This window comes from Providencia vermicola, assembly GCF_010748935.1.
GTDB lineage: Bacteria > Pseudomonadota > Gammaproteobacteria > Enterobacterales > Enterobacteriaceae > Providencia > Providencia zhejiangensis.
Genome location: NZ_CP048796.1, coordinates 1,438,684 through 1,464,915, shown reverse-complemented (window position 1 = coordinate 1,464,915; position 26,232 = coordinate 1,438,684). Strand labels below are relative to the sequence as shown.

Annotated in this window: 27 protein-coding genes and 1 other RNA gene; 8 read left to right on the top strand and 20 right to left on the bottom strand. The window is 41.8% G+C overall.

Annotated elements, in window-relative coordinates; all coding sequences use genetic code 11:
• Positions 1-69: 69 nt before the first annotated feature.
• The 3 genes from recJ to xerD are packed head-to-tail and all read right to left on the bottom strand — an operon-like array spanning position 70 to position 3,457.
• Positions 70-1,803: a single-stranded-DNA-specific exonuclease RecJ gene (gene recJ / locus G3341_RS06275; RefSeq protein WP_163860916.1), complete on the bottom strand. Its 1,734-nt coding sequence runs from the start codon at positions 1,801-1,803 to the stop codon at positions 70-72.
• A gap of 9 nt (positions 1,804-1,812) precedes the next feature.
• Entirely contained in the window at positions 1,813-2,514 is a 702-nt protein-coding gene (dsbC, locus tag G3341_RS06270) for a bifunctional protein-disulfide isomerase/oxidoreductase DsbC (RefSeq protein ID WP_154624311.1), read from the bottom strand.
• Positions 2,515-2,533: 19 nt separating this feature from the next.
• Positions 2,534-3,457, bottom strand: coding sequence for a site-specific tyrosine recombinase XerD (xerD, locus tag G3341_RS06265; RefSeq protein ID WP_154624329.1), 924 nt, complete (start codon positions 3,455-3,457; stop codon positions 2,534-2,536).
• Positions 3,458-3,541: 84 nt separating this feature from the next.
• Here xerD and fldB point away from each other — a divergent pair, with 84 nt between their 5' ends.
• Entirely contained in the window at positions 3,542-4,060 is a 519-nt protein-coding gene (fldB, locus tag G3341_RS06260; protein WP_154624312.1) for a flavodoxin FldB, read from the top strand.
• A gap of 44 nt (positions 4,061-4,104) precedes the next feature.
• Here the strand turns inward: fldB and G3341_RS06255 are convergent, their stop codons facing one another.
• A complete protein-coding gene (locus G3341_RS06255; protein ID WP_163860914.1) occupies positions 4,105-4,515 on the bottom strand; it encodes a protein YgfX in 411 nt (136 codons plus the stop codon).
• On the bottom strand, positions 4,496-4,762 hold the full coding sequence (gene sdhE, locus G3341_RS06250; RefSeq protein ID WP_154624313.1) for an FAD assembly factor SdhE: 267 nt from the start codon (positions 4,760-4,762) through the stop codon (positions 4,496-4,498). Before sdhE ends, G3341_RS06255 begins: the two co-directional genes overlap by 20 nt.
• Before the next feature lie 253 nt (positions 4,763-5,015).
• Between sdhE and ygfZ the strand changes: the two genes are divergently transcribed.
• Positions 5,016-6,005: a tRNA-modifying protein YgfZ gene (gene ygfZ, locus G3341_RS06245; RefSeq protein WP_154624314.1), complete on the top strand. Its 990-nt coding sequence runs from the start codon at positions 5,016-5,018 to the stop codon at positions 6,003-6,005.
• Positions 6,006-6,016: 11 nt separating this feature from the next.
• Complete coding sequence (locus tag G3341_RS06240; RefSeq protein ID WP_154624315.1) at positions 6,017-6,637, top strand: HD domain-containing protein; 621 nt, start codon at positions 6,017-6,019, stop codon at positions 6,635-6,637.
• Positions 6,638-6,733: 96 nt separating this feature from the next.
• Here the strand turns inward: G3341_RS06240 and gcvP are convergent, their stop codons facing one another.
• From gcvP to G3341_RS06205, 7 genes are all read right to left on the bottom strand, one after another.
• Positions 6,734-9,610 carry an aminomethyl-transferring glycine dehydrogenase gene (gene gcvP / locus G3341_RS06235; protein WP_163860913.1) on the bottom strand — a complete coding sequence of 959 codons (2,877 nt, stop codon included), beginning with the start codon at positions 9,608-9,610 and terminating at the stop codon, positions 6,734-6,736.
• Between the two features lie 91 nt (positions 9,611-9,701).
• Positions 9,702-10,094, bottom strand: a complete 393-nt coding sequence (gene gcvH, locus G3341_RS06230) for a glycine cleavage system protein GcvH (RefSeq protein ID WP_154624331.1) — start codon at positions 10,092-10,094, stop codon at positions 9,702-9,704.
• A gap of 54 nt (positions 10,095-10,148) precedes the next feature.
• Positions 10,149-11,243: a glycine cleavage system aminomethyltransferase GcvT gene (gene gcvT, locus G3341_RS06225; protein ID WP_154624317.1), complete on the bottom strand. Its 1,095-nt coding sequence runs from the start codon at positions 11,241-11,243 to the stop codon at positions 10,149-10,151.
• A gap of 504 nt (positions 11,244-11,747) precedes the next feature.
• Positions 11,748-12,977, bottom strand: coding sequence for an FAD-dependent 2-octaprenylphenol hydroxylase (gene ubiI / locus G3341_RS06220; protein WP_154624318.1), 1,230 nt, complete (start codon positions 12,975-12,977; stop codon positions 11,748-11,750).
• 25 nt (positions 12,978-13,002) lie between these two features.
• Entirely contained in the window at positions 13,003-14,181 is a 1,179-nt protein-coding gene (ubiH, locus tag G3341_RS06215; RefSeq protein WP_154624319.1) for a 2-octaprenyl-6-methoxyphenyl hydroxylase, read from the bottom strand.
• Between the two features lie 29 nt (positions 14,182-14,210).
• Entirely contained in the window at positions 14,211-15,527 is a 1,317-nt protein-coding gene (pepP, locus tag G3341_RS06210; RefSeq protein WP_154624320.1) for a Xaa-Pro aminopeptidase, read from the bottom strand.
• Between the two features lie 273 nt (positions 15,528-15,800).
• Positions 15,801-16,376, bottom strand: a complete 576-nt coding sequence (locus G3341_RS06205; RefSeq protein WP_154624321.1) for a YecA family protein — start codon at positions 16,374-16,376, stop codon at positions 15,801-15,803.
• Positions 16,377-16,550: 174 nt separating this feature from the next.
• On the opposite strand from G3341_RS06205, the gene zapA reads away from it, so the two are divergent.
• The 3 genes from zapA (at position 16,551) to G3341_RS06190 (ending at position 17,906) form a co-directional block, all read left to right on the top strand.
• Complete coding sequence (gene zapA / locus G3341_RS06200) at positions 16,551-16,880, top strand: cell division protein ZapA (RefSeq protein ID WP_154624322.1); 330 nt, start codon at positions 16,551-16,553, stop codon at positions 16,878-16,880.
• 111 nt (positions 16,881-16,991) lie between these two features.
• A non-coding RNA gene (ssrS, locus tag G3341_RS06195) (6S RNA) lies at positions 16,992-17,173 on the top strand.
• A 142-nt stretch (positions 17,174-17,315) separates the two neighbouring features.
• Positions 17,316-17,906 (top strand): 5-formyltetrahydrofolate cyclo-ligase, encoded by a 591-nt coding sequence (locus G3341_RS06190; protein WP_163860912.1) that lies wholly within the window; start codon positions 17,316-17,318, stop codon positions 17,904-17,906.
• Positions 17,907-17,946: 40 nt separating this feature from the next.
• On the opposite strand, the gene serA is transcribed toward G3341_RS06190, so the two are convergent.
• Both serA and rpiA read right to left on the bottom strand, forming a co-directional pair.
• Positions 17,947-19,197: a phosphoglycerate dehydrogenase gene (serA, locus tag G3341_RS06185; protein ID WP_154624324.1), complete on the bottom strand. Its 1,251-nt coding sequence runs from the start codon at positions 19,195-19,197 to the stop codon at positions 17,947-17,949.
• A gap of 381 nt (positions 19,198-19,578) precedes the next feature.
• The gene (gene rpiA, locus G3341_RS06180; RefSeq protein ID WP_154624325.1) at positions 19,579-20,235 is read right to left on the bottom strand and encodes a ribose-5-phosphate isomerase RpiA; all 657 of its coding nucleotides are present in this window, start codon (positions 20,233-20,235) and stop codon (positions 19,579-19,581) included.
• Positions 20,236-20,427: 192 nt separating this feature from the next.
• Here rpiA and G3341_RS06175 point away from each other — a divergent pair, with 192 nt between their 5' ends.
• Positions 20,428-21,330, top strand: a complete 903-nt coding sequence (locus G3341_RS06175) for a LysR family transcriptional regulator ArgP (protein ID WP_154624326.1) — start codon at positions 20,428-20,430, stop codon at positions 21,328-21,330.
• Here the strand turns inward: G3341_RS06175 and G3341_RS06170 are convergent.
• The 4 genes from G3341_RS06170 to G3341_RS06155 all read right to left on the bottom strand — a co-directional run bounded on the left by G3341_RS06170 (position 21,327) and on the right by G3341_RS06155 (position 24,397).
• A complete protein-coding gene (locus G3341_RS06170; RefSeq protein ID WP_163860911.1) occupies positions 21,327-22,061 on the bottom strand; it encodes an oxidative stress defense protein in 735 nt (244 codons plus the stop codon). The genes G3341_RS06175 and G3341_RS06170 overlap by 4 nt on opposite strands.
• A gap of 113 nt (positions 22,062-22,174) precedes the next feature.
• Complete coding sequence (gene argO, locus G3341_RS06165; RefSeq protein WP_154624327.1) at positions 22,175-22,795, bottom strand: arginine exporter ArgO; 621 nt, start codon at positions 22,793-22,795, stop codon at positions 22,175-22,177.
• Between the two features lie 207 nt (positions 22,796-23,002).
• Positions 23,003-23,878: a small-conductance mechanosensitive channel MscS gene (mscS, locus tag G3341_RS06160; RefSeq protein WP_154622356.1), complete on the bottom strand. Its 876-nt coding sequence runs from the start codon at positions 23,876-23,878 to the stop codon at positions 23,003-23,005.
• Positions 23,879-24,025: 147 nt separating this feature from the next.
• A complete protein-coding gene (locus G3341_RS06155; protein ID WP_154622355.1) occupies positions 24,026-24,397 on the bottom strand; it encodes a YacL family protein in 372 nt (123 codons plus the stop codon).
• A 216-nt stretch (positions 24,398-24,613) separates the two neighbouring features.
• Here G3341_RS06155 and G3341_RS06150 point away from each other — a divergent pair, with 216 nt between their 5' ends.
• The gene (locus tag G3341_RS06150) at positions 24,614-24,991 is read left to right on the top strand and encodes a VOC family protein (protein ID WP_154622354.1); all 378 of its coding nucleotides are present in this window, start codon (positions 24,614-24,616) and stop codon (positions 24,989-24,991) included.
• Positions 24,992-25,081: 90 nt separating this feature from the next.
• On the opposite strand, the gene G3341_RS06145 is transcribed toward G3341_RS06150, so the two are convergent.
• Positions 25,082-25,438 (bottom strand): helix-turn-helix domain-containing protein, encoded by a 357-nt coding sequence (locus tag G3341_RS06145; protein ID WP_154622353.1) that lies wholly within the window; start codon positions 25,436-25,438, stop codon positions 25,082-25,084.
• A gap of 78 nt (positions 25,439-25,516) precedes the next feature.
• The gene (locus G3341_RS06140) at positions 25,517-26,197 is read right to left on the bottom strand and encodes a fimbria/pilus chaperone family protein (protein ID WP_163860910.1); all 681 of its coding nucleotides are present in this window, start codon (positions 26,195-26,197) and stop codon (positions 25,517-25,519) included.
• Positions 26,198-26,232 lie beyond the last annotated feature (35 nt).

Genomic DNA, 26,232 nt, shown 5'->3' with positions numbered 1-26,232 from the left:
ATTTCCGCAAAGTTTATAGCACCATGAAAATCAATATTGCAATAAACACGCTCGGCTAAGGTAAACGCATTATTCGGGCCAAATATGTTCAATCATTAATTGCATACTCTTTTGCCCTCGAAACTCATTCACATCAAGTTTAAACGCTATCTTAGCGCGTTTGACACTATGGTCAGGCCACCGCCGTACATCGATATTAAACATAATGGCATCGAGCATCGGCCCACCACTGACAGGTTCTAACATCAATTTAAGATGACGCTCACCGACGATTCGTTGTTGTAAAAGTTGAAAGTGCCCATCAAACACAGGCTCGGGGAATGCTTGCCCCCACGGGCCACTCTCACGTAACAACTCTGCTGTTTCTAGCGTGTACTCATTCTGTTTCAATTCACCATCACTCCAGACCACACCGGCTAATTGTTCAGGATGAATGAGCTCCCCCATTAATAACTCAAAATGGTGCTTAAATAATTCAAATTTAGTTTCCTCAAGGCTTAGCCCGGCTGCCATCGCATGTCCACCAAATTTTTGCATAAGTCCAGGCTGTAAGGTATTTAAACGCTCTAATGCATCGCGCATATGCACACCGGGCACTGAGCGTCCAGAACCTTTGAGAGTGCCATCTCCTGCGGGCGCAAAAGCAATGACGGGACGATGGTATTGTTCTTTAATTCTTGAAGCCAAAATACCCACCACACCTTGATGCCATTCGGGGTGATAAATCGCCAGACCATTCGGTAACTGGCTGTCACCATACTCAATTTTATTAAATAAAACAGAGGCCTCTTGCTGCATACCCACTTCAATTTCGCGTCGAGCTTGGTTCAAACCATCCAGTTCGTTAGCCAGTTCTCTCGCATAAGCCATATCATCAGTCAGTAATAATTCAATACTGACTGACATATCATCCAAACGGCCTGCCGCGTTCAATCGAGGGCCTAACGCAAAACCAAAGTCATTGGCGACTAGGCGAGAACATTCTCGCTTTGAGACTTCAATAAGCGCTTTAATGCCCGCACAGCAGCGCCCTGCTCTTACTCGGTTTAATCCTTGATGCACTAAAATACGGTTATTTGTATCAAGAGGCACCACATCGGCAACCGTTCCAAGCGCAACTAAGTCTAAATATTCGGCTAAATTAGGTTCTTTTAGGCCTTGCTTAACAAACCAGCCTTCTTGTCGTAATTTCGCTCGTAATGCTGACATCAGATAAAATGTGACCCCGACTCCCGCTAAGGATTTAGAGGCAAACTGGCAGTTTTCTAAATTAGGATTAATGATCGCATCTGCCTTGGGTAACGTTTCTCCAGGTAAATGGTGGTCGGTAACTATCACTTTAATATCAAGTTGATGGGCAAATTCGACCCCTTCATGTGAGGAGATACCATTATCAACGGTAATGATAAGGTCGGCCCCTCGATGATGGGCTTCCTCCACGACTAAAGGGGTTAATCCATAACCATTTTCAAATCGATTTGGCACAATGTAATTTAGGTTTGCATACCCCATCGCTTTCAAGGCGCGCATCGCGAGTGCGGTACTCGTTGCACCATCAGCATCGAAATCACCAACAATCGTGATAACGCGATGGTTTTCGAGTGCGTCATACAGCAGTGATAGCGCATGATCGATACCTGATAATGCACGGTAATCCAATAAGTTAGCCGCTTTACGTTCTAATTGAGCAATATCGGTAATGCCTCTATGGGCATAAACTCGCTGAAGGATCTCAGGAAAACCGTCCAATGTTTTCATGTCATCCGCGAGTGTTCGCCGTTGTAAAAAAGTTTCTACATTCACGATAGTTAACTATTTTTGTTCGAGTATTTTTAAAAGATCATCAGGGGCTAAATAACCTGAAAGCAGCTGGCCATCAGGTAAAACAATCGCTGGTGTACCTGTCATTTTAAACTGGCTACCGAGTTTCATATGTTTACTGAGATCAATTTTACAGTCATCAATGATCGCCACTTCATCGCCCTTAAATGCTTTAGTTAACGCATTCTGAGGCAATGCGTTACACCAAATTGATGCCATCTGTTTTGCTGACTCATGATTTAAACCTTGTCGAGGATATGCGAGGTAGCGTACTGTCACGCCTTTATCATTGAGTTCACCCACAGACTCATGAAGTTTTTTACAGTAACCACAGGTGATATCGGTAAATACCGTCACGACATACTTCTCTTTCGGTGCCTTAAATACAATCATTTCATCTTTTAATGCATCAGCCTTTTTCAGCAACGGCTGATTCGAAATATTGACTGGCACTTTGCCGCTTAAATCATAAATCGGTCCTTGCACCAGATATTTACCATCATCAGTGACATAAATAATGCCATCTGAGGTATCGATTGTGTTTAACCCCACGATTGGCGATGGCTTAATTGATTCCACAGATATGTTATACCTTGCCAGTTTTTCTTCGATAACCTTATCGTCAGTTGCAGCAGGTATCGATGTGGAAAATGTCGCAATGCAAGCTGCCCATAATAATAATTTACGTTTCATAATTATCCTTTTACGCACACTACCCCCGTGGGTGGTGTTGCTCATGTAACACGCGCAAACGTTCTGTTGCGACATGTGTATAAATTTGTGTAGTAGAGAGATCACTATGTCCTAACAACATTTGCACAACGCGTAAATCTGCGCCGTGATTCAATAAATGGGTCGCAAATGCATGACGTAGAACGTGGGGTGATAATGCTTCAGAATCTATATTCGCAATCACAGCATAATGCTTAATACGGTGCCAAAATGTCTGGCGCGTCATTTGAGTGCCACGTTTACTTGGAAATAGCACATCGCTAGCCTTGCCGTTCAGTAATTCAGGTCTACCTTCTTGAATATATTTTTCCACCCAATAAATAGCTTCTTCTCCCAATGGGATCAACCGTTCTTTATCGCCCTTCCCGACGACGCGAATAACACCTTGCCGCAAACTCATATCAGAGAATGTTAACCCGACCAGCTCAGAAACACGTAACCCACAGGCATACAGGACTTCAAGCATTGCCTTATCACGAAGCTCCAGTGAATCTTCAATTGCTGGGGCATTCAGCAAATCTTCAACTTGTTGTTCGCTTAAATCTTTTGGCAAGCGCTGCGGTATTTTAGGTGCTGCAATCACCGCTGAAGGGTCATCGTTCCGTATTTTTTCACGGCATAAATATTGAAATAACCGACGAATCGCGCTCAGCAAACGCGCTGAACTTGCTGCTTTATAACCACTATCAATACGTTCAGCCAGAAAAGTTTGCAAATCTATCGATTGAACATTTTCTAAATGCAATTGGTTCGCGTCTAACCATTTATCGAGTGATTGCAAATCTAAACGATAAGATGCTAAGGTATTTTCAGCGAGATCCTGTTCCAGCCAAATTGTATCAAGAAACTGCTCAATTAATGGATTAAGTTGTTTTATTTCCACGCTACCTGTGTTCCCCTTCATCATTACCACACAATCGAGTCTGCCCGAATAGCATTCATTCTGTTACAATACCTCTCTACTGCAATGAAAACTAGTTACATTAACATGAAAATAGGTCTCTTTTACGGTTCTAGTACTTGTTATACCGAAATCGTCGCTGAAAAAATACGCGATATCCTCGGCGACGATTTAGTGACATTACATAACGTCAACGACACACCTCCTGAATTAATGGAACAGTATGACACCTTAATTTTGGGGATCCCTACGTGGGATTTTGGTGAAATACAAGAAGACTGGCTAGCCATTTGGGATGCACTTCCCAAACTTGATTTGAACAACAAGATTGTTGCCATGTATGGGATGGGCGACCAAATTGACTATAGTGAATGGTTTCTCGATGCACTCGGTATGCTTTACCACCAGCTAAAACCAACAGGGGTTAAATTTATCGGTTTCTGGCCACTCGATGGTTATGAATTCGAAAGTCCTAAACCATTGACTGAAGATGGAACACAATTTGTTGGTTTAGCGTTAGATGACGTTAACCAATTTGAAGAAACCGATGAGCGTATTGCCAAATGGTGTATGCAAATTTTAACCGAGCTGGAACAATTATTATAACTATCTAATAGTTATATTTTCTATTACTGCAATATTATCTAAGATTAAATATCTGGATATTGCAGTAATAGTTGATTTAAATTACGCCAGCTTTCTTCAGATAACGCATCCTTTGCTATCCATAAGCGGATTTTCTGTTGCTTACCTTGTAGTGCACTTAGCGTCAATAATATACCAACACGACTACACCACGGCTGCTTAATAATATTCCACTCGTTTTTTTTCCATTGCACCTTGTTGCCATTCACGAGCACTGCGGTGCCTTTAATTTTACTGATACTTTTTTGGCTTTTAGCCCAACTTGCAATCACAATGGCAAGTAAAGGTAACCAGACCATGGAATTACCTGGCGCCCACGGTGCTACCAATAAAATAAAACCTACCAGCCCGTGTGCACAGGTTGAAAAAAGTTGTGTCTTCCATGAAATGGAAAGATTAGATTTCCACAGGACCACGATTTTTATTTCTTTCCTGAATCAATTTAACCATACCAAACAACTCTTCATCATCTGGACGCCCGTGATTCATTAACCAGTTAAATAGGTCTGGATCAGCGCACTCAAGTAAACGGACGAAAGTCTGTTTGTCCTTATCGGAAAGGCTATCATACTCATACTCAAAGAATGGCATGATGGAAATATCCAATTCACGCATACCACGGCGGCAAGCCCAATGAATTCTTGCTTTGTTCTCTATATCCATTCCGTTACGACCTTACTTTGTTACATTTAACTGATAAGATTGATTATTTTCAACACTCTAACAGATAATCGATTAGGAAAACATGACCTATAGTACAATGTCGCTAATTTCCATGCCTCATGGCGCTTTTATCTAAGAATGATAATTAAAAATATTGAATAATTGATGGTGCATCATAATAACTACTTGCAATGTTATCCAGCTCTTTTACCATTAACCACCTTCTGATCAGAAAGAAAAAACAGGTGAAATCATGACTACTGAAGTTGCTCACTCTCAACAATTCCCCCTCGATTCTCAGTCTTTACCACTTATATTGATTTCACTGGAAAACTGGGGGCTGATTCACTCACATGGCCTTGATGCTGAAAAATACCTTCAAGGGCAAGTGACTGCCGACGTGGCCGCATTGACACCCTCTCAACATACCTTAACCGCCCATTGTGACCCAAAAGGTAAAATGTGGAGTAATTTACGTCTATTCCACCATCTTGATGGCTTTTCTTATATCGTAAGAAACAGCCTCATCGAGAGCCAGTTAGCGGAACTGAAAAAATACGCGGTTTTCTCAAAAGTGACCTTTGAACAAAAAAATGATTTGAAGCTACTTGGTATTGCCGGAGAAGGCGCTAAAGAGGCACTCGCTCGTGTGTTCAGTACCCTCCCCGATGCTGAAAATCAAGTTGTCGTTGATGGAGACTCTACGATCCTTCACTTTGCACTCCCCAAAGAGCGTTTTCTCGTTATTACTGGCAATGATTCTGCCGAGAAAATATCGAATGCACTCAATGCTCCTATGGTAGGCGATGACCAATGGCTTTCTTTAGACATTGAAGCGGGGTATGCAATTATCGATCAAGCAAATAGCGCGCAACACCTGCCACAAGCTACCAACCTACAAGCACTGCCTTTCGGAATTAGCTTTAAAAAAGGGTGTTATACCGGACAAGAAATGGTCGCTCGTGCGAAATTCCGCGGTGCAAACAAACGCGCGATGTATTGGCTAAAAGGCAACTCAACCTCCGTACCTGCGATTGGTGAAGGCGTTGAATGGCAACTTGGTGACAAGTGGCGTCGTACAGGCACAGTGCTTGCCGCAGTCAAATTAGCAAATGGTGACGTCAACATTCAGGTCATTATGAATAATGACATGGAAGCAGACAGTGTCTTTCGTGTTATTGGCGATGAAAACAGTCACCTGACTATCCAGCCACTCCCATACTCTTTGGAAGAAGAACAATAATTGAGGTTTTTATGTCATCAGTAACAGGTAATAAGCCAGTAGACGTGTTAAATTTTGGCGATTTTACCGAAGTGATCCAATTCTTAATGGAATTGGATAAGCTAAAAAGTGTTTATCGCAAAAACAAGTTGCTCAACAATGAAAGACAAGAAAACACAGCGGAACATAGTTGGCAATTCGCGATGGCAGCGATGAGCTTTGCCCCTTATGTGAAAGGGGTGAATGTTGATCATGCCATCAAATTAGCCTTGGTTCATGATGTGGTTGAAATCGATGCTGGTGATGTACTGGTGTATGATGTTGCCGCACGAGAAGCAATCCGCGAACAAGAGGTAAAAGCGGCTGTTCGTATTTTCGGCCTGCTTCCCTCTCCGCAAAATGAACAATTTTTAGCCTTGTGGAATGAATATGATGCGGCTGAAACGTTAGATGCTAAGTTTGCCAACGTCATTGATAGAACCATTCCAATGCTTTTAAATTTACATAATCAAGGGCAGAGCTGGGTTGAAAATAATATTCGTCTTGAGCAAGTTATCGCTCGAAATGAGTTTATTGAAGAGGTTTTCCCTGAGTTTTGGGAGCAGTTGTTACCACAATTAAAAATTGCTCAACAAAAAGGCTGGTTATTGTAAGCCTCTCTTAAAATAACAAGACCCCCAATCATTGATTATTCAACGATTGGGGGTCACTTCTAATAGACTACTTGCTTGTTACTGCCAGCAGACTGACTAAATATAATCTTCAATCGGCACACACGAACAATGCAGATGACGATCGCCATACACATCATCCAAACGTTTCACGGCAGGCCAATATTTGTTAGCTTTGGTTGCTGAAGTCGGGAACACCGCCAACTCTCGACTATAAGCATGTTCCCATTGCTCAACAAGCTCTGTTTGAACATGTGGAGCGTTCACCAAAGGGTTATCCTCTAGGGTCCACTCACCATTAGCGACTTTGTCAATCTCATTACGAATCGATAACATTGCTTCGATAAAACGGTCAATCTCAACAAGGCTTTCAGACTCCGTTGGCTCAATCATCAAGGTTCCCGCAACAGGGAATGACATCGTTGGCGCATGGAATCCATAATCGATCAGACGTTTTGCGATGTCTAATTCACTGATCCCTGTATCCTTCTTAATCGGGCGCAAATCAACGATACATTCATGCGCAACATAACCATCGCGACCGGTATACAGGATGTCATAGCGACCTTGTAAGCGTTTAGCTATATAGTTTGCATTTAAAATAGCGACTTGACTCGCTCTTCTCAAACCGTAGGAGCCCATCATGCGGATGTACATCCAGCTGATAGGTAGGATAGAAGCACTGCCAAATGGTGCTGCTGAAACGGCGCCTTGTTCCGTAACCATCTCGTGCTCAACCACGGAATGCCCCGGTACAAATGGTGCTAAATGTTTTTTCACACCAATGGGTCCCATGCCCGGTCCACCACCACCATGAGGAATACAGAACGTTTTGTGTAAATTCAGGTGGGAAACATCGGCACCAATATAGCCCGGTGTTGTCAGACCAACTTGAGCGTTCATGTTGGCACCATCAAGGTACACTTGCCCACCAAACTGATGAACGATTTCACAAACCTCTTTAATACTCTCTTCGTATACCCCATGCGTTGACGGATAGGTCACCATCACACAAGAAAGATCAGCACGATGTTTTTCCGCTTGTTGACGTAAATCTGTCAGGTCAATATTGCCTTCGTCGTCACACCGCACCACCACGACTTCCATACCCGCCATATGTGCCGATGCAGGGTTGGTACCATGCGCTGAGGCAGGGATCAAACAAATGTGACGATGACCTTCATTTCGACTTTCATGATAGCGTCGGATAGCCAATAGCCCCGCATACTCACCTTGTGCGCCGGAGTTAGGCTGCATACAAACCGCATCATAACCTGTCAACTGAACAAGCCAATGCGATAGCTGTTCGATCATTTGGTGGTAACCTTGCGCTTGTTCTGGCGGGCAGAAAGGATGCATTTCACCAAATTCAGGCCAAGTGATGGGTAACATCTCAGCCGCCGCATTCAGTTTCATGGTGCAAGAACCTAATGGGATCATCGCCTGATTCAGCGCTAAATCTTTACGCTCTAAGCTATGCATATAGCGCATCATTTCCGTTTCACTGTGATAGCGATTGAAATTTGGATGTGACAAAATCACATCATTTCGTTGCATTGCAGGGCTAATCGCACTCTCAGCAGATGCAACCTGCTTATCCAGTTTTTCGAAATCTAACTTTTGCTCACTACCCGTGATAATAGTGAATAACTCATTCAAATCTTGTCGCGTGGTTGTTTCATTAAAGGTAACACCTACAGCGCCATGAATATCACTACGCAAGTTAACTTTCGCTTTTTCTGCACGTGCGAGAACAGCTGCTTTATCTGCAACTTCGATAGATAAGGTATCAAACCAGCTGTGATGGCGTAACGTAACCCCCGCATCCTCTAACGCTTTAGCAAAAATAGACGTAAAACGATGAATACGTTCTGCAATCAATTTTAACCCTTGTGGGCCATGGTACACCGCATACATAGCCGCAATGTTTGCTAACAGAACTTGAGAGGTACAAATATTTGAGTTCGCCTTCTCACGACGAATATGCTGTTCACGAGTTTGCATCGCCATACGTAATGCCGTGTTACCCGCCGCATCACGAGATACCCCAATAATACGACCGGGCATGGCACGTTTATATTCATCACGACAAGCAAAGAACGCTGCATGTGGGCCACCATAGCCCATAGGCACACCAAAACGTTGCGCCGAGCCAAATACGATATCAGCCCCCTGTTTTCCAGGAGCCGTTAGCACCACCAGAGCCATCATTTCAGCCGCGACACAGCTAATAATCTTACGCGCTTTTAATTTAGCCAACAGCTCGCTGTAATCATGCACCTCACCTGTCGACCCAACTTGCTGTAATAAAGCGCCAAAAACACCCTCGTGCTCAAGCACTTTTTCTGCTTTATCAACAATCACTTCAAAACCAAATGTGTTCGCTCGAGTACGGACTACATCCAATGTTTGAGGGTGAATATCATCTGCGACAAAAAAACGTTCAGCTTCTTTCAGTTTACTGATCCGTTTTGCCATTGCCATTGCTTCTGCGGCCGCTGTCGCTTCATCTAAGAGGGAAGCGGACGCTAGCTCTAAGCCAGTTAGATCAATGGTTAATTGTTGGAAGTTTAACAAGGATTCTAAACGACCTTGAGAAACTTCAGGTTGATAAGGGGTATACGCTGTATACCAACCCGGATTTTCCAGTAAGTTACGTAAAATCACAGGCGGTAAAATGGCTGGGGCATACCCCATGCCAATATAATTTTTATAACGTTTATTCAGGCTTGCAATCGCTTTCAACTCGGCAAGTGCTTCTTGTTCCGTCGCACCACTGCCTACTCTGGGCGGTTCAGCTAATAAAATCGCTTTCGGGACAATATCGTCCGTTAATGCATCAAGGGATGTGGCCCCCACAGTGTCCAACATGGTTTTTACTTGTTGTTCTGAAGGACCGATGTGGCGTTGAATAAATTCCGAACGGTTTTCTAATTGACTCAGAGACATCGTCATATCTATGTTCCCATTCCTAATATCTGCAACAACAGGGTTGGTATAAAAGCAAAACGCCCCGTAATACAGTCATTACGGGGCGTTAGTTGTGTTATTCGTCTTCTTCGAGTAACGCAGAATAAGCATCTGCATCTAACAAATCAGCTAATTCTGACTCATCAGAGATTTTTATACGGAAGATCCAACCTTCTTGGTAAGGCTGTTCATTGACTAACTCTGGAGAGTCACCAAGAGCTTCGTTAACTTCAATGATTTCTCCACTTAGTGGAACATAAATATCCGATGCCGCCTTAACAGATTCTACAACCGCACATTCACTACCAATATCCACCGAGCTTCCCACTTCAGGTAGATCGACAAACACCATATCACCTAATAATTCTTGTGCATGCTCAGTAATACCTACGGTGTATACACCATCACCTTCATGACGGACCCACTCATGTTCACGGGTATATTTCAGCTCAGCAGGAACATTACTCATCATCAACCTCACTCTTATTTACAAATTTTTTAGATAGATAGGATTTAACTCGTCTTAAACAAGCGCCTTTCCTTCCCGAACAAATCCCGGTTTTACCACCTCAACTGGCATTTCTCGGTTACGTATTTCAACAATAGCTTTATCTTGTATTTCTTTTGGTACACGCGCCAAAGCAATACTAAAACCGAGCGTTGGCGAAAAAGAGCCGCTAGTAATGACGCCCTCTTGTAATTTGCCTAGATCGTCAGTAAAACGTACCGTTTGACCCGCCCGTAATATGCCTTTTTCACGCATTACGATACCAACTAGTTTTTCTGTGCCTTGTTCTTTCAACTTCTCTAATGCTTCACGCCCAATAAACTGGCGCTCTTCAGGTTTCCAAGCAATCGTCCACCCCATATTGGCGGCCAGCGGTGAAATGCTTTCATCCATATCTTGGCCATATAAGTTCATACCGGCCTCAAGACGTAGCGTATCACGAGCCCCTAATCCTGCTGGATGCACACCGGCTTTAACTAGCTGACGCCAAAAATCAATCACTTGCTCTTTCGGTAAAGCGATTTCATACCCTTTTTCGCCCGTATAACCGGTTGTCGCAATGAACAAATCATCAACTTGAATACCATAGAAAGGTTTCATGTCAGCAAGTTGTGCACATTGCGCTTGAGTCAGCAGAGAGTGAACTTTTTGTTGTGCTGTAGGGCCTTGAACGGCTAATAGCGCAAGATCATCACGAACGTGAATAGAAACGGCATATGATTTAACATGCTCTTCAATCCATGCAATATCTTTATCACGGGTTGCAGAGTTGACGACAAGACGATAAAAGTCATCATCAAGATAATAAACGATCAGGTCATCAATCACGCCACCAGAGGCATTTAGCATGCCGGTATAGAGTGCTTTTCCCTTATCAGTCAGCTTGGCAATGTCATTTGCCAAAAGATAGCGAAGGAAATCACGGCAACCTTCACCATGTAAATCAACAATAGTCATGTGGGAGACATCAAACATCCCAGCCTCGGTTCTCACTAAATTATGTTCATTGATTTGTGAACCGTAGTGCAGTGGCATCATCCAACCATGAAAGTCCACCATTTTCGCACCGCAAGCAATATGTTCATCATATAGCGGGGTCTGCTTTGCCATGAATACCCTCTTTACATTTGAATAAGATAGGGTGAGCGTTACTCTTTTTTATGCAGAGAAAAGACCTATGACTCCACAACCAATAACGCTACGCAAACGATAACATCTTATTAAAAACTACCACTGTTTTTAGTAAGAAACCATTAAAAAAAATAGGGCTACCGATACTCTGTATTACTGATTACAAGGGATATAATCCAGCTAAATTTGTTAAAAAATTGAGAATGATCACTCAATACCACCATATTTGGTGTAAAAGAGTAGACTTAATCAACGTGTGTTCACAGAAGTTAGCGAAAAATCAATCTTAGCACTCAGTCATAAAATTAGTAAAACTAATCCGAAAACTGATTGTAATTAGAATTTCTCAGTCATTGACAATTAAATTAATGATGACATTAAAAACCGTAAGGCAGGATGAGCCATCACATAAAGATGGGTATTTTTAACCTATCAGGAAGGAAAGATTGGTGGAAAATATGGCCACCAATCTATAGAAAGGGATTATTCCGCGGAATCAATTTGAATTTTTTGTAGCCACTCAGGCATATCAAATAAGCCCATAGCATGGTTAAGAAGTTGGGGTTTAACACCAGGTAAACTATCCGCGAGCACTAAGCCTAAATCGCGGAATAATTTTTTAGCGGGGTTATTGCCATCAAACAATTCACGGAACCCTTGCATGCCCGCTAACATCAACGCTGCACTATGCTTACGATGACGTTCGAAAGTACGCAAATAAAAATATTGTCCAAAATCTTTGCCTTCACGATGTAATCGTTTGATTTCACCGAGTAACATCGCCACATCCATAAAGCCTAAGTTAACGCCCTGTCCAGCCAGTGGGTGGATGGTGTGTGCGGCATCCCCGAGAAGCGCTAAACGTTGCGCGGCAAATTGACGTGCATACCGTCCTGTTAGCGGAATAGTCAATCTATCGCTTTCTAAATGACACAACCCTAAGCGGGTATCAAACGCCACGGCCAATTCTTTTTCAAAACTGGCTTTATCAAGCTGCTGACGTCTAGCCGCTTCTGTTGCAGGTTGAGACCACACAATAGAACAGAGATGAGGGTCAGTTAAAGGAAGGAATGCAAGTATCCCTTTCCCATCAAAAGCTTGACGTGCTATGGCCTCATGAGGTTGTTCCGTACGAATAGTCGCCACTAACGCCGTGTGCTCATAATCCCAAAACGTCAATGGAATATCTGCATGCCCACGCAACCAAGAGTTCGCACCATCGGCTCCAACAATCAACCTTGCTGTAAGCATTGAGTCATCAGAGAGTGTAATAAACACATCATTTTCCCCCCAAACCACCTTTTGAATCGTTGCGGGGGCGAATAAAGTGATATCTCGGGATGACGAGGCCTTTTGCCAGAGCGCATCTCGGATAACATGATTTTCAATAATATGCCCTAAATGGGAAAGATTTTGCTCTTTAGCAGAAAACTGGATACGGCCAAAACTATCGTTATCCCAGACCTCCATACCTTTGTAGGCCGATGCTCTCATCGATTTAATCGTTGACCAAACAGCTAAATAGCTTAATAACTTTTCACTTGCTGCGTTAATAGCAGAAACCCTAAGGGTGTATGGTTCATTCTCAGAAAACGGCTGTTTTGCTGGCTGAGGTTCAATAACAGCAACACGTAATCCTGTTCCTTCTAAACCACAAGCCAATGCTAACCCAACCATACCACCACCGGCGATAACCACATCAAACGATTGCATATTTTTATTCCTCTTAGTTTTGTGGTTATTGTTCCGCGACCCAGCCAAGTGTTTGACGAGCTAAAACATCACGTACTGACGGTAACATTTCCATTGCCATTAAACCTAAATTACGTCCAACCACTAACGGTAAACAACGATTTGCAAACACGCGCACTAAACCATCAGTCATTGTCACGGTTCGTTCTCTATCAATAGCTCGCGCTTGCTGATAGGTATTCAAAAGTGCATAAGCACCGATATCCTGCCCTTGTTGATGGGCGGCCACCACCGACTCAGCCAACTGCATGACATCACGGATCCCCAGATTAAAACCTTGACCTGCGATAGGGTGTAATGTTTGAGCCGCATTTCCCACCAAAACGGTGCGATGACTAATCGGATTTAACGCTTTTCGAAGTGATAACGGATAACAAAAACGGGTACCAACCTGAATGATTTTACCCAGACGCCATCCAAAAGCTTGTTGCAGCTTAGACATGAAGGTTTCATCATCCCACGTTTTGATAAGTTCCGCTTGCGCTTGTTGATGACACCATACTAAGGAGCTGCGTCCATGCGACATGGGTAATAACGCGAGTGGGCCAAATTCAGTAAAACGCTCAAACGCTTGCCCTTGTGGGTCAATTGATGTTTTAACATTCGCAATAATCGCCACTTGACCATAGTCATCCTGCTGCCACTGTACATGGCATGCTTGACCGACGGCTGAATGACTCCCATCCGCGGCCACTAAAAGAGCCCCTGAAAGGGTTTCACCGCTATCTAAGGTTACTGTAACGCTATCGTTGTGCCGTTGAATGTTTTCAACTTTTGCGGGGCAATACAACGAAACGCCCGCTGCTTTATGCAATAAATCAAATAACCGTGCACCGGCGTCATGTAACTCAATCACACTCCCTAATTCTGGAATATGGTAATCCTGTGCATGGATATTAACGAAACCAGCATGGCCTCTATCGGAAACATGAACATGAGTTATTGGTGTGACACAGTCAACGAATGAATCCCAAATACCAATTTTAGATAACCGCTGACATGTTCCATGAGCAAGTGCAATCGCCCTAGCATCAAACCCTGGGTGCTTTCCTTCTGGTAAGGCGGCCTCTACCAGCGAAACTGATAACCGTCCTTGGCTTAATGAAGAAATAGCCAGAGCCAAGGTTGCCCCTGCCATTCCACCACCAACAATAATCACGTTCATGTTGTATTTATTACCTTATTACAGCTTATTTAAGCATTGTTAGCTGCGGCCATTAATGCTTCTATTTCATCAGGGTCCTTCACCACTAAATCGGTCAAGTTTTCATTACCCGTTTCGGTAATCACAATGTCGTCTTCAATACGAATACCAATACCGCGATATTCTGGTGGTACATCTGCTTCAGGCGCAATATACAGTCCAGGTTCAACCGTCAATACCATTCCAGGTTCTAGAATGCGATCACGGTCAACGCCATAGAATCCAACATCATGAACATCTAACCCCAGCCAGTGGCTTAAACCATGCATAAAGAATGGGAAGTGTGCTTTGTTTTCGATCAATTGATCGACATCGCCATGTAAAATACCCAGCTCCACTAAGCCTTCCACTTTAATTCGAATGATTTTTTGTGTCACTTCATGAATGCTGGTACCAGGGCGATACAATTCTAAAGCGGTATTTAATGCTTTAAGAACGATATTGTAAATCGCTCGTTGTGGTTCAGTAAACTTACCATTTACAGGGAATGTACGGGTGATATCGCCTGCATAGCCATCAAACTCGGCCCCCGCATCAATTAACACCATTTCCCCATCTTTCATTTCACATTCATTTTCGGTGTAATGCAAAATACACGCATTTTCGCCACTACCAACAATCGAATTATACGATGGAAAACGTGCACCATGACGCGTAAATTCATACTCCAGCTCGCCACAGAGTTGATATTCATACATGCCCGGCCGACACGTTTTCATTGCACGAATGTGCGCTAATGCGGATATCTCACCAGCCTTACGCATCACGGCAATTTCAGCTTCTGATTTAAATAGACGCATTTCATGTACCAAAGGACGCCAATCAATGATTGTCTGTGGAGCTCGTAAGTTACGACGTCCCCCTTTGCGTAAAATATCGAGCGCGCCGAAAACTAACTTATCGGCATATTCAAATTCGCCTTGTGCATGATAAATGACATCAAGACCATTTAATAATTGATACAGTTGCTCTTCAATTTCATCAAAAGGCAGTGCTTTACTGATCCCTAATTTTTCCGGCGCAGCCTCTTGCCCTAACCGACGACCAAACCAAATTTCTGCGGTCAGGTCGCGAACACGGTTAAAGAGAACGGTGTGGCTGTGTTTTTCATCACTTTTAATTAACAGTAAAACGGCTTCAGGCTCACTAAACCCCGTCAAATAAAGAAAATCACTGTGCTGGCGATACGGGTATTCACAATCCGCGTTGCGTTGAGCGACGGGCGCTGAAAAAATAATAGCGGCACTTGCTGGCTCCATCTGAGCCAATAATGCGTTACGACGAGAAATAAATTCCTGTTTATTCATACCGTTTCTGCCTTATTATCTAGACTGTTGAGTTGAACGTTATACCTTTCTATTTTAAGCATATAGACTCGCCATTCTTCAAGTTGCCTCAGTACTGACACCATACAACGCTTTGAATGACGATGACTTCGCAAACATCCTAAGCTTCTTTCGAGTGTCACCTAGCAACAAGAAATTAGAGTACAACGGCAAGCGCTTAATCTGTATCTGTTTTGCCTTGTAAAGCGCGATTTAGCTCAAATAAGCAAATAGACTTAACAAAGCCAGACAGTATTAATGAAGAATAGGTTTATTATTCGCCGCTGTTTGCACTTTTTTGCCTTCGGTGAAAGAGATATAGCAAAGCTGTACAGCGACTCTGACATACTCCACCACCTCTTCCAACGCCTGTTCAAGCTCTTCTTGGTCTTCATCCTCATCGTAACCAAGCATGCCGATATTACGTAAATCAGTGATCACTTCACTGACTTCTTTTTTATCCGCTAATTTAGGTTGCGCCACACCAATTCCTAGTAAGAAATGATTAACCCAACCCGCTAAAGCATCCGCATGATCAAATACAGACGCATTGTCATCAGGAAAAAGCATAGAAAAAGCAAATTCGCTTTCATCTAACACTTGAAAAGTCGTATCGTAGAGTTCACGTAGCGGTTGAGCAACCGCTTGAGGGAAGGCTAAACCGTCATTAGCCAAATCATGGACTAATGTCTGCCAGCCGCCATCGCGGCTACCACCGCAAATCAGCCCAGTAATTAAGCCATGAATTTCTGCGGCGGTAAGTGCGATAGAATATTGTTGGAGAAGATTGTCCAACGTTTCATAGTTTGGTAAAGATTTTTGTATAGACATCTGAATTCGTCATGTTAGCTAATCATTCATGATATGCTACCATCAAGGATGGTCGCTGTACCAGTAAGCTTTTGAACTGTATTTTGAATAAAGCAACCAATACTAGTGAAATAACATCTATTACTTTACGCCGAGCATTGTATTTGCGGCGAGTCCTATTCGTATGGAGGTATCATGTCCGCACAACCTGTTGACATTCAAATATTTGGGCGCTCAATGAGAGTCAACTGCCCTGTCGAACAAAAAGAAGCCCTGATTGCATCAGCCCAAGAACTTGAGCAACGCCTTCAAGATCTTAAAGATAGAAGTGGGGTCACCAACACAGAACAGCTTATTTTTATCGTTGCATTGAACGTGTGTCACGAATTAACACAAGAAAAGACAAAAACGCGTGATTATGCATATAATATGGAAGAGAAAATAAAAATGCTGCAACAAACCATTGAGCAAGCATTACATGATCAGGTGAAAATTACTGAGAGGCAGGTTATGCCTATCGGCTAAATTTGCTTAATAATCATACATTAGTATAAAAAAATAAACAAAAATGGGGTTGCTTTTTCAATCCAAACTCATACAATGAAGTACATAGAGTAACGATATGTACTCAAACAAATTTCTCTGAGATGCTCGTCAGTGGGTAAGTCCCCTGAGCCGATATTTCAAAAAAATAGAATGTGGTTATTGCGCTGGTGAGCACGCCTGATTCGCTCAGGAAGCCTAAAGGTTGCTAAACTGCGTTCACCTTGAACCAAGGGTTCAAGGGTTACAGCCTACAACGGCATCTTGGAGACCCTCATTTTTCTGTGACACTTCCCCCTGAGTTTACGTCTAGTACTACCATCTCGCGCTCATTACGCTATACTTCCAACGCTTACTCACAAATTTATCAACCCTTTAATAATAATAGCGTTAATAGCCTCTGAGGTTGCGGATCTTATGGAAGATAAGTTATCAGTCATGCGTCAACAAATTCGCCAATCCGTTCGTCAATTACGCCGACAGTTGACTCCAGAGCAACAACAACTGGCCGCGAAAAACATCGTACAGCAGACTTTATCTCACCCTAAAATAGCTCAAGCGCAGCACATTGCTTTGTTTCTTTCTTTCGATGGTGAGATCCATACCCAGCCCTTAATCGATGCACTCTGGCAACAGGATAAAAAAGTCTACCTGCCTGTATTACACCCCTTTAGCCGTCATCATCTGCTGTTTTTAAACTATGCGCCAACGACGCAATTAATCAAAAATAGATTTAACATCGATGAGCCACCACTCGATGTCACTCAAGTGCTACCTATCAATCAGTTAGATATCATGATGATCCCATTAGTTGCCTTTGATGAACAAGGCCAACGTTTAGGCATGGGGGGTGGCTTTTATGATAGAACCTTAGCTAACTGGCAACAGAAAGGCTTTTACCCCATTGGTTTGGCACACGATTGCCAGCGCGTTCCCTTGCTCCCTGTGGCACATTGGGATATCCCGCTACCTGAAATTATTACGCCCCAAAAAATATGGCACTGGTGATCCAGTGCCATCATGTGTATTCAATCTCGTTGGTTAACGATTAATATAATAATCGTGCGCGGATCGTTCCCGGCAATTGTTTCAATTTAACCAAGATATCGTCAGCGTGGTCAGGTTGTTGAGTGATAATATCAATAACAACGTAACCTACATTTCCTGAAGTACGTAAATACTGACCAACAACGTTAATATTATTTTCAGTAAATACTTGGTTAATGCTATTCATCATACCAGGACGGTTTTCGTGAATATGCAGTAAACGGTTAGTATCTTCTGTATGAACTGGCAGAGAAACTTCAGGGAAGTTCACCGCAGAAAGCGTCGAGCCATTGTCTGAATATTTCGCTAATTTACTTGCGACTTCTAGCCCAATATTTTCTTGCGCTTCTTCCGTTGAACCACCGATATGCGGAGTCAAAATCACATTATCAAATTTGATTAGCTCACTAATGAAGGGATCATTCGGATCATTATTAGCAGCAGGCTCAGTCGGGAAGACATCGACAGCGGCACCCGATAAATGTTTACTCTCAAGGGCATCGGCTAAAGCAGGAATATCAACGACTGTTCCGCGTGAAGCGTTAATGAAAATAGCCCCTGGCTTCATCAATTCAAACTGCTCTTTTGCAAACATATTCTTGGTGCTCGCTGTTTCAGGCACATGCAAGCTGACCACATCACTCATGTTCAATAGCTCAGCCATTGAGCGCACCTGTGTCGCGTTACCAAGAGGCAGTTTATTTTCGATATCATAAAAATAAACATCCATACCAATGCCTTCAGCCAATATACCTAGCTGAGTACCGATATGACCATAACCCACAATCCCTAGACGCTTACCGCGCGCTTCAAAACAACCTTTAGCTTGTTTTTCCCAAATACCGCGGTGCGCTTTCATGTTCGCTTCAGGTATGCGACGTAACAATAACAGTAATTGACCAAGCACCATCTCAGCGACAGAACGGGTATTTGAGAACGGTGCATTAAAAACTGGGATACCGCGTTTAGCCGCAGCATCTAAATCCACTTGGTTTGTACCGATACAAAAACAACCAACAGCAACCAATTTTTCAGCTGCTGCAAAAATGTCTTCAGTCAGATGAGTACGGGAACGAATACCAACAAAACGCGCATCTTTAATTGCTTCTTTTAATTCTTCGTCCGACAACGCACTTTTGTGATATTCAATGTTGGTATAACCTGCTGCTTTTAAATTATCAACCGCGCTTTGGTGAACCCCTTCCAATAGTAAAAATTTAATTTTGTCTTTTTCCAAAGATACTTTGACCATTTACCCTACCCTATCATGCTTAAGATTTGTAACAGATGAACTGACCGTGTACCAACATAGCAAAAAACGGCACAGTATCAATACAATCGTTTGCCTATCCCCTCTCACTAAACGCGATGAAAAAGAAGTAATATGGTAGAAAATCAGGGTGAGTAACACAAAATAAGGATTTTGCCTGCACTATAAGCATTAGTGTGAGATATATCACCAAAATAATCATAAATAAAAATTAGTGAAATTTTTTACGGGTCAGTGATACCGCTAAAATAGATAACAAAAATCCATGCCACATAAAAAAATAAGCCAACCACATAATGGCTGGCTTATCAGATTGACGGCTAGGTAAGGCGATGACAATCAAATCATGATTATCATGCTAATTTATTTAATGGTTTTAACACCGGCAGACGTTCCCATTAAAACAACATCAGCACCGCGATTTGCAAATAGGCCTACCGTTACAACGCCTGCTATCCCATTGATTTTATTTTCAAGAGCAACGGGGTCAACAATGCTAAGGTTGTGAACATCTAAAATAACATTACCATTATCTGTCACAACATTTTGACGATATTCAGGTGTTCCACCTAACTTAACAAGCTCTCTCGCAACATAGCTACGCGCCATCGGGATCACTTCAACAGGCAGTGGAAATTTGCCCAATACATCCACTTGTTTTGACTCATCAACAATACAAACAAATGTTTTAGAAATAGCTGCAACGATTTTTTCACGTGTTAAAGCCGCTCCACCACCTTTGATCATATTCATATGATGGTCAATTTCATCTGCACCATCAACATAAACATCCAGTGAGTCGACATCATTACAGTCAAGTACAGGGATACCTAATGATTTAAGCTTAGCGGTTGATGCTTCAGAACTTGATACCGCGCCTTCAATTTGGCCTTTCATGGTCGCCAGTGCATCAATAAAATGAGAAGCAGTAGAGCCTGTTCCAACCCCCACGATCGTACCCGGTTTTACGTATTCTAATGCTGCCCAACCTACTGCTTTTTTTAGTTCGTCCTGAGTCATGCCCATGCCTTCTATTATTTTTCACAAGTAAATAAAGTTTGTTGAATAAGCCTATTATATAACGGACCCTTAACAAGGTCAGCTTTGTTCGTTGTATTCTGTGATTCACACATTGTCATCAATATTACAGGAGTTCTGAAATAAAATATGGCATAGTGAGTAGTAGAATAACAACAAGGAGAATACCCCCTAATGAAGCGCCCTGATTACCGCGCGTTGCAAGCACTGGATGCTGTCATTCGTGAAAGAGGATTTGAGAGAGCGGCTCAAAAACTGTGTATTACACAATCTGCGGTTTCACAGCGGATCAAACAATTAGAAAATCTATTTGGTCAACCGCTACTCGTTCGAACAGTTCCGCCACATCCCACAGAGCAAGGGCAAAAGCTATTAGCCTTACTCCATCAGGTAGAATTACTCGAAGAACAGTGGCTAGGTGACGAAAATGGGGGTTCAACGCCACTATTACTTTCACTTGCGGTCAACGCCGACAGTTTGGCCACATGGCTATTACCAGCCCTGAATCCTGTTTTAGGTAACACCCCCATTCGCTTAAACATTCAAGTGGAAGATGAGACGCGCACACAAGAGCGTTTGAGACGAGGTGAAGTCGTGGGTGCTATCAGTATCCAACCTCAAGCACTACCGGGCTGTTTAGTTGATAAGCTAGGTGCTCTAGATTATATCTTTGTTGCCTCTCCCGATTTTGCTAGCAAATACTTCCCTGAAGGGGTCACACGTTCATCATTGCTTAAAGCACCAGCCGTTGCATTCGACCACCTTGATGACATGCACCAAGCTTTTGTTCAGCAGAATTTTGGCTTATCACCCGGTAGTGTGCCCTGTCATATAGTGAACTCATCAGAGGCATTCGTACAATTAGCAAAACAGGGCTCTACTTGCTGTATGATCCCACATTTGCAAATTGCCGATGAATTAAAAAATGGTGAACTGATAGATTTAACACCGGGCCTATGTCAGCGCCGGATGCTCTATTGGCATCGTTTTGCGCCTGAGAGCCGCACGATGAAGAAAGTCACTGACGCCCTGCTCAAAACAGGACGTCAAATGTTAAAACAAGAAGATGAACTTTAGCGTTTTAATTCAAAAACCACATCAACTTGGTCATTAAAATCAATACTCTGCTGCTCATAGGTTTCATTCACATCTCTCTCTGGGGCAGCAGAGAGTGCCATTTTACCTCTGTAATTCATCACTGGTGCAGGATATGGTACCGCATCTGGCGCTCGATAATTTACGCTATATACAGGCCCTAATTGAACATTGAAGCCTTTCGCTAACGCATTCGCTTGTTCAATCGCATTTTTAATGGCTTTTTCACGTGCTTCATCGCGATATTGTTGAGGGTTATTAACACCGAACTGTACCGCATTAATTTCATTAAGGCCCGCTTTTAACGCGCCATCAAGAAGTGTATTTAATTGATCAAGTTTCGTCACTTTCACTTCAACAGAGCGAACTGCGGTGTAACCGACAATCGATGATTTTTGCGAATCTTTATCATATTCATATTTAGGCTGAGTGCGCACATTCGCGGCATTGATATCTTTTTTCTCGATACCATTTTGTTTTAAAAATTCAAAATACTCAGCGACACGCTTATCAACACCAGCCTTCGCTGCCGCGGCATCCTTTTCGGTCACTTCAACATTGATATTTAATGTGGCCATATCGGGTGCCGCTTTAATTACCGCATTACCTGATGTTGTAATATGTGGCCCTTCAGGAAGCGGATTAGCTTGTGCAATAGCTGGAACCGCAACACCAGCCATCATGGCCGCAAGAACTAGAGACTTTAACTTCACAGGACCTCCTAATAAATAATAATAAGAAAGTTGTAGTGACACATTATCTAGTCTACAACCCTGCCTAAACCTTAACACATCCTATGTGAAATTATTTTCGGATTAATAAGAAATTACCAATAACTTATCCCCTGTCTCGCTAATTGAAATGCGATGAACCACATGACCAGCCCAACAAAGAGATTAATGACCCGCTGTGAACGAGGTTTTTTTAATACAGGAGAAAACCAAGCTGCTAATAGTGACAAGGCAAAAAACCAACTAAAAGATGCGGTCAATGCTCCCGCGGTAAACCAAGGTCGTAGCTGGCTTTCTAGCTGCCCTCCTACACTACCTAACACCACAAATGTATCTAAATAAACATGAGGATTTAGCCATGTGACAGCAAATAGCGTTACCACCACTCGCCAACGACTAATGACCTTATTTTCTGCTTGAATAACCACATCATCGTGACTGATAGCTGTCCGAAATGCACCATAACCATACCAAACCAGAAATACGACACCAGCCCAAGTGATCAATTGCATTAACATTTCGGACTGACTCAATAACGCGCTTCCACCAAATACCCCCGCGACAATTAAAACGGTATCACTTAAAGCGCATAAAAATGCACTCATGATATGATATTGCTTGCGACTTCCCTGCTGTAAAACGAATGCATTTTGTGGCCCAAGAGGAAGGATCATTGCAGCCCCCAATAAAGCGCCTTGAATATAAATAGTAAACATGCATAAATTCCTAATAATTATTCATATTTTATACACGCAAATTCTAGCGAGAAAAAATTATTAGTGAAAATTATTAATTCTTATCGAACATTAGAAAAATTTATTTGGATAAATGAGTCAAAAACCGCAAGAAAGGAAGGAGAAAAGGTGAAAAAAAATGAGCCAATCCAATGAATCAGCTCATTTCTAAATAGTCTGCTAATAATCTTATTCAGCAGAATCTTTTTTTACCGCCACTGGATTTTGTTGATGCACATGCACATCCATTTGTGGGAATGGAATACCAATATCGTGCTTATCGAGTGCACGTTTAAAATTCTCCATCAGATCCCAATAGACTGGCCACGTATCACCATTTTTAGCCCAAAAGCGGACTAAATAATTTAATGAAGAAGGCGCCATTTCATGCAGACGAATCGTCACACCCTTATCATGTAAAATACGGTCATCTGCTGCAACAATATCACCTAATACTTTTTTCACTAGGTCAATATCGGAATCATAAGCAACACCCACAATGATGTCGGTACGACGGTCAGGTTCGCGAGTTACGTTAATAATATTATCTGCAATAATTTTACCGTTTGGAATGACAATGATGCGGTCGTCCGCAGTTCTTAATGTGGTTGAGAAAATTTGCACATTTTGAACTGTCCCTTCTACCGCGCCGATTTGCACATATTCCCCCGCACGTAGTGGCCTAAAGACAACTAACAATACGCCAGCCGCAAAGTTACCCAGTGAATTTTGTAAAGCCAAACCAACCGCTAAACCTGCGGCACCCATAACCGCGATCACTGACGCTGTTTGAACACCAATTTTGCCAAGTACGGCAATGAAGGTAAACGCGATGATGGTATAACGCGCTATCGCAGATAAAAAATCACTCACAGTAGGGTCGATACCACGACCTACCATCACACGATGTAACCCACGCCCTACCCATTTCGCCACCATCAAACCAACAATAAGGATGATAATTGCGGAAACGATATTCACCGCATACTGAACTAACAGATCCTGATTAGCTGCAAACCAGTTGGTTGCGTCATTCAACGCCCCTGTAACATCATCAGTATTCATAGAGTCCTCTAAATTTAAATTAAATTACTTTGTATATGAAACAACCACATCTTCCAAACAGTTAATCCTATTCAGACGAATCATATCGCATCATTATTAAATAATAACGACAGTCTCCGAAATCAGACAATCAACCAAAATTAAAGTTTATTTCACTTTGTTTTCTAAAACAAATCGTCTGTATTCATTTAGCATGCTAATAAAGTCGTCAATACCACAAAAAGCGACACTTTCGTTATCATAATAACTCATGCCTTCTTCTAGTCCCTCGGTCTCAAAAGCTAATTGATTAGCACGGATCATCACTTCTTCATCATCCAATAATAATGTATATTCGTGACCGATCAGCTCCCACTGTTTTTCGCTTCCTTTGATTAATGCGTAATTAGCCTCTATTTCATCCAATAAGCTTAAATCACCTTTAACTTCTTCATTAAGCCAATGGCCAATCGCTTCATGATCCATCGAAAACTTTGCCGATATCTCACCTGTTATGTCTTGAAAAAATTGGTACTCCATAATACACCTCGAAGCAGACTCTATTATTTATAATTATACCTCTAGTTAGATATTATTGTGTCCTCTTCACTGCGCATAAAAAGAAAATTATCGACAAAATCGGCAACATTGATACATCTTTGAGCATATTGATATTAGACTAAAATCACTTTGATAACAGACAACCCATCTATTATCAAACAACAATCACCTATAAATAATGGTAGGAACTCACAGATGATTGACTATTTAGACCACCTCGTATTAACAACAACCGATCAAAATGCCTGCATTGACTTCTATACCTCAGTACTCGGAATGGAGCTCATCACCTTTGGTACACAGCGTTATGCGTTGCAATTTGGTCAGCAAAAAATCAATATTCATCAATATGGTAAAGAATTTGAGCCGAAAGCACACTTGCCCGTTCCTGGCTCTCTCGATTTATGCTTTATTAGCAAGACACCCATTGAACAGGTGATCAAACATATTGAGAAACAAGGGGTTAAAATTATTGATGGGCCAATTAAACGAACCGGAGCGATGGGGGAAATCTTATCGATTTATGTACGTGATCCAGATTTAAATCTTATCGAAATATCAAATTATATCTAATCGTGATTCGCTACCATGCCACATACAGTGTGGCATGATAAATCATATTGAATGTTTAACATTCGACTCGTCGTTATTAGAACAATTTATCTACTCTTTAGTTTTGAGAAAATATTGTTCTATTTCATCGTATGTTCCCAGCTTATTAAAAAGTGGCTTAAATTTAGTATAAGCTGGAAGATTATCTCTTTCTATTTGATAACGTAAATAAGCAAAAAAAGAATCGAGATCACACTCAAGGATATATAATATATGCAATAACGTATCGACAGATATCGTATTAATACCTCGTTCATAACGTGAGTATTGTTGTTGTGAAATACCCAACTTATTTGCCAGTTTGGTTCCTGACATAGTATTTTCTTTTCTTAACCTTTGAATCTCTCGACCAATAATTTGAGTAAAAAAATTTTTAGGTATCGAGCTATCTAAAATTGATTCATTCATATTATCACTTCCCTACTAAAGAGCTATAAATATCATCCTTTGATACCAACACTGATTAATCTAAAACATCATTATTAATTAGTGTTTCACTTTTACATTGACATCACTTTCAAGTTTAAATCCATAACGGCTTAACGGTGCTATTGTTATATCAGTAGCATTACCTGTTATATTGACTGCTTTATTTTCACCAGGTCTAATATAAAACTGACCTATAGAATAAGTATGGTTTCCAGGAATAACACTAAAAGAGGGTGACAATCTAATAACTTGTTTACCTTCATTTTTAAATATTAATTGCTCACCTTTTTGCGTAACAGAAAGTGCATCCCAAGGTGTCAAACTCACATTCATATTTTCAGGCATTACTAACATTGCAACATCTTGGCGAATAGGCATTTTAGCTGCATTTTCCCTTTTAGCACCTACACCTTGAAATGATGCTTTTAAAATAACTTCATCAGATAATTTAACGCCATTTTTCAAAATGAAATTAATTTGTTGGCTCTCATGAGGCTCAATACGAATGATAGGAGGCGTAATCATAATATCACCGGCCAGTTTCGTTGAGCCTTCAAGATCTTCAACTTTTGTGGATAATAAAATAGGTTCACTCCCTGTATTTTTAACGTTAAACACCTTTCTATTTTCACCCGCATCCAATATCACTGTCATTGTTTCCAACTGAAAACTGGCCATAACATTTGCGCTTATCATTAATAAGCAAACTGAACCTAAAACTGTAAGTAACTTCTTCATAAATAACCTCTACATAAAACTCATATTGAATTTAG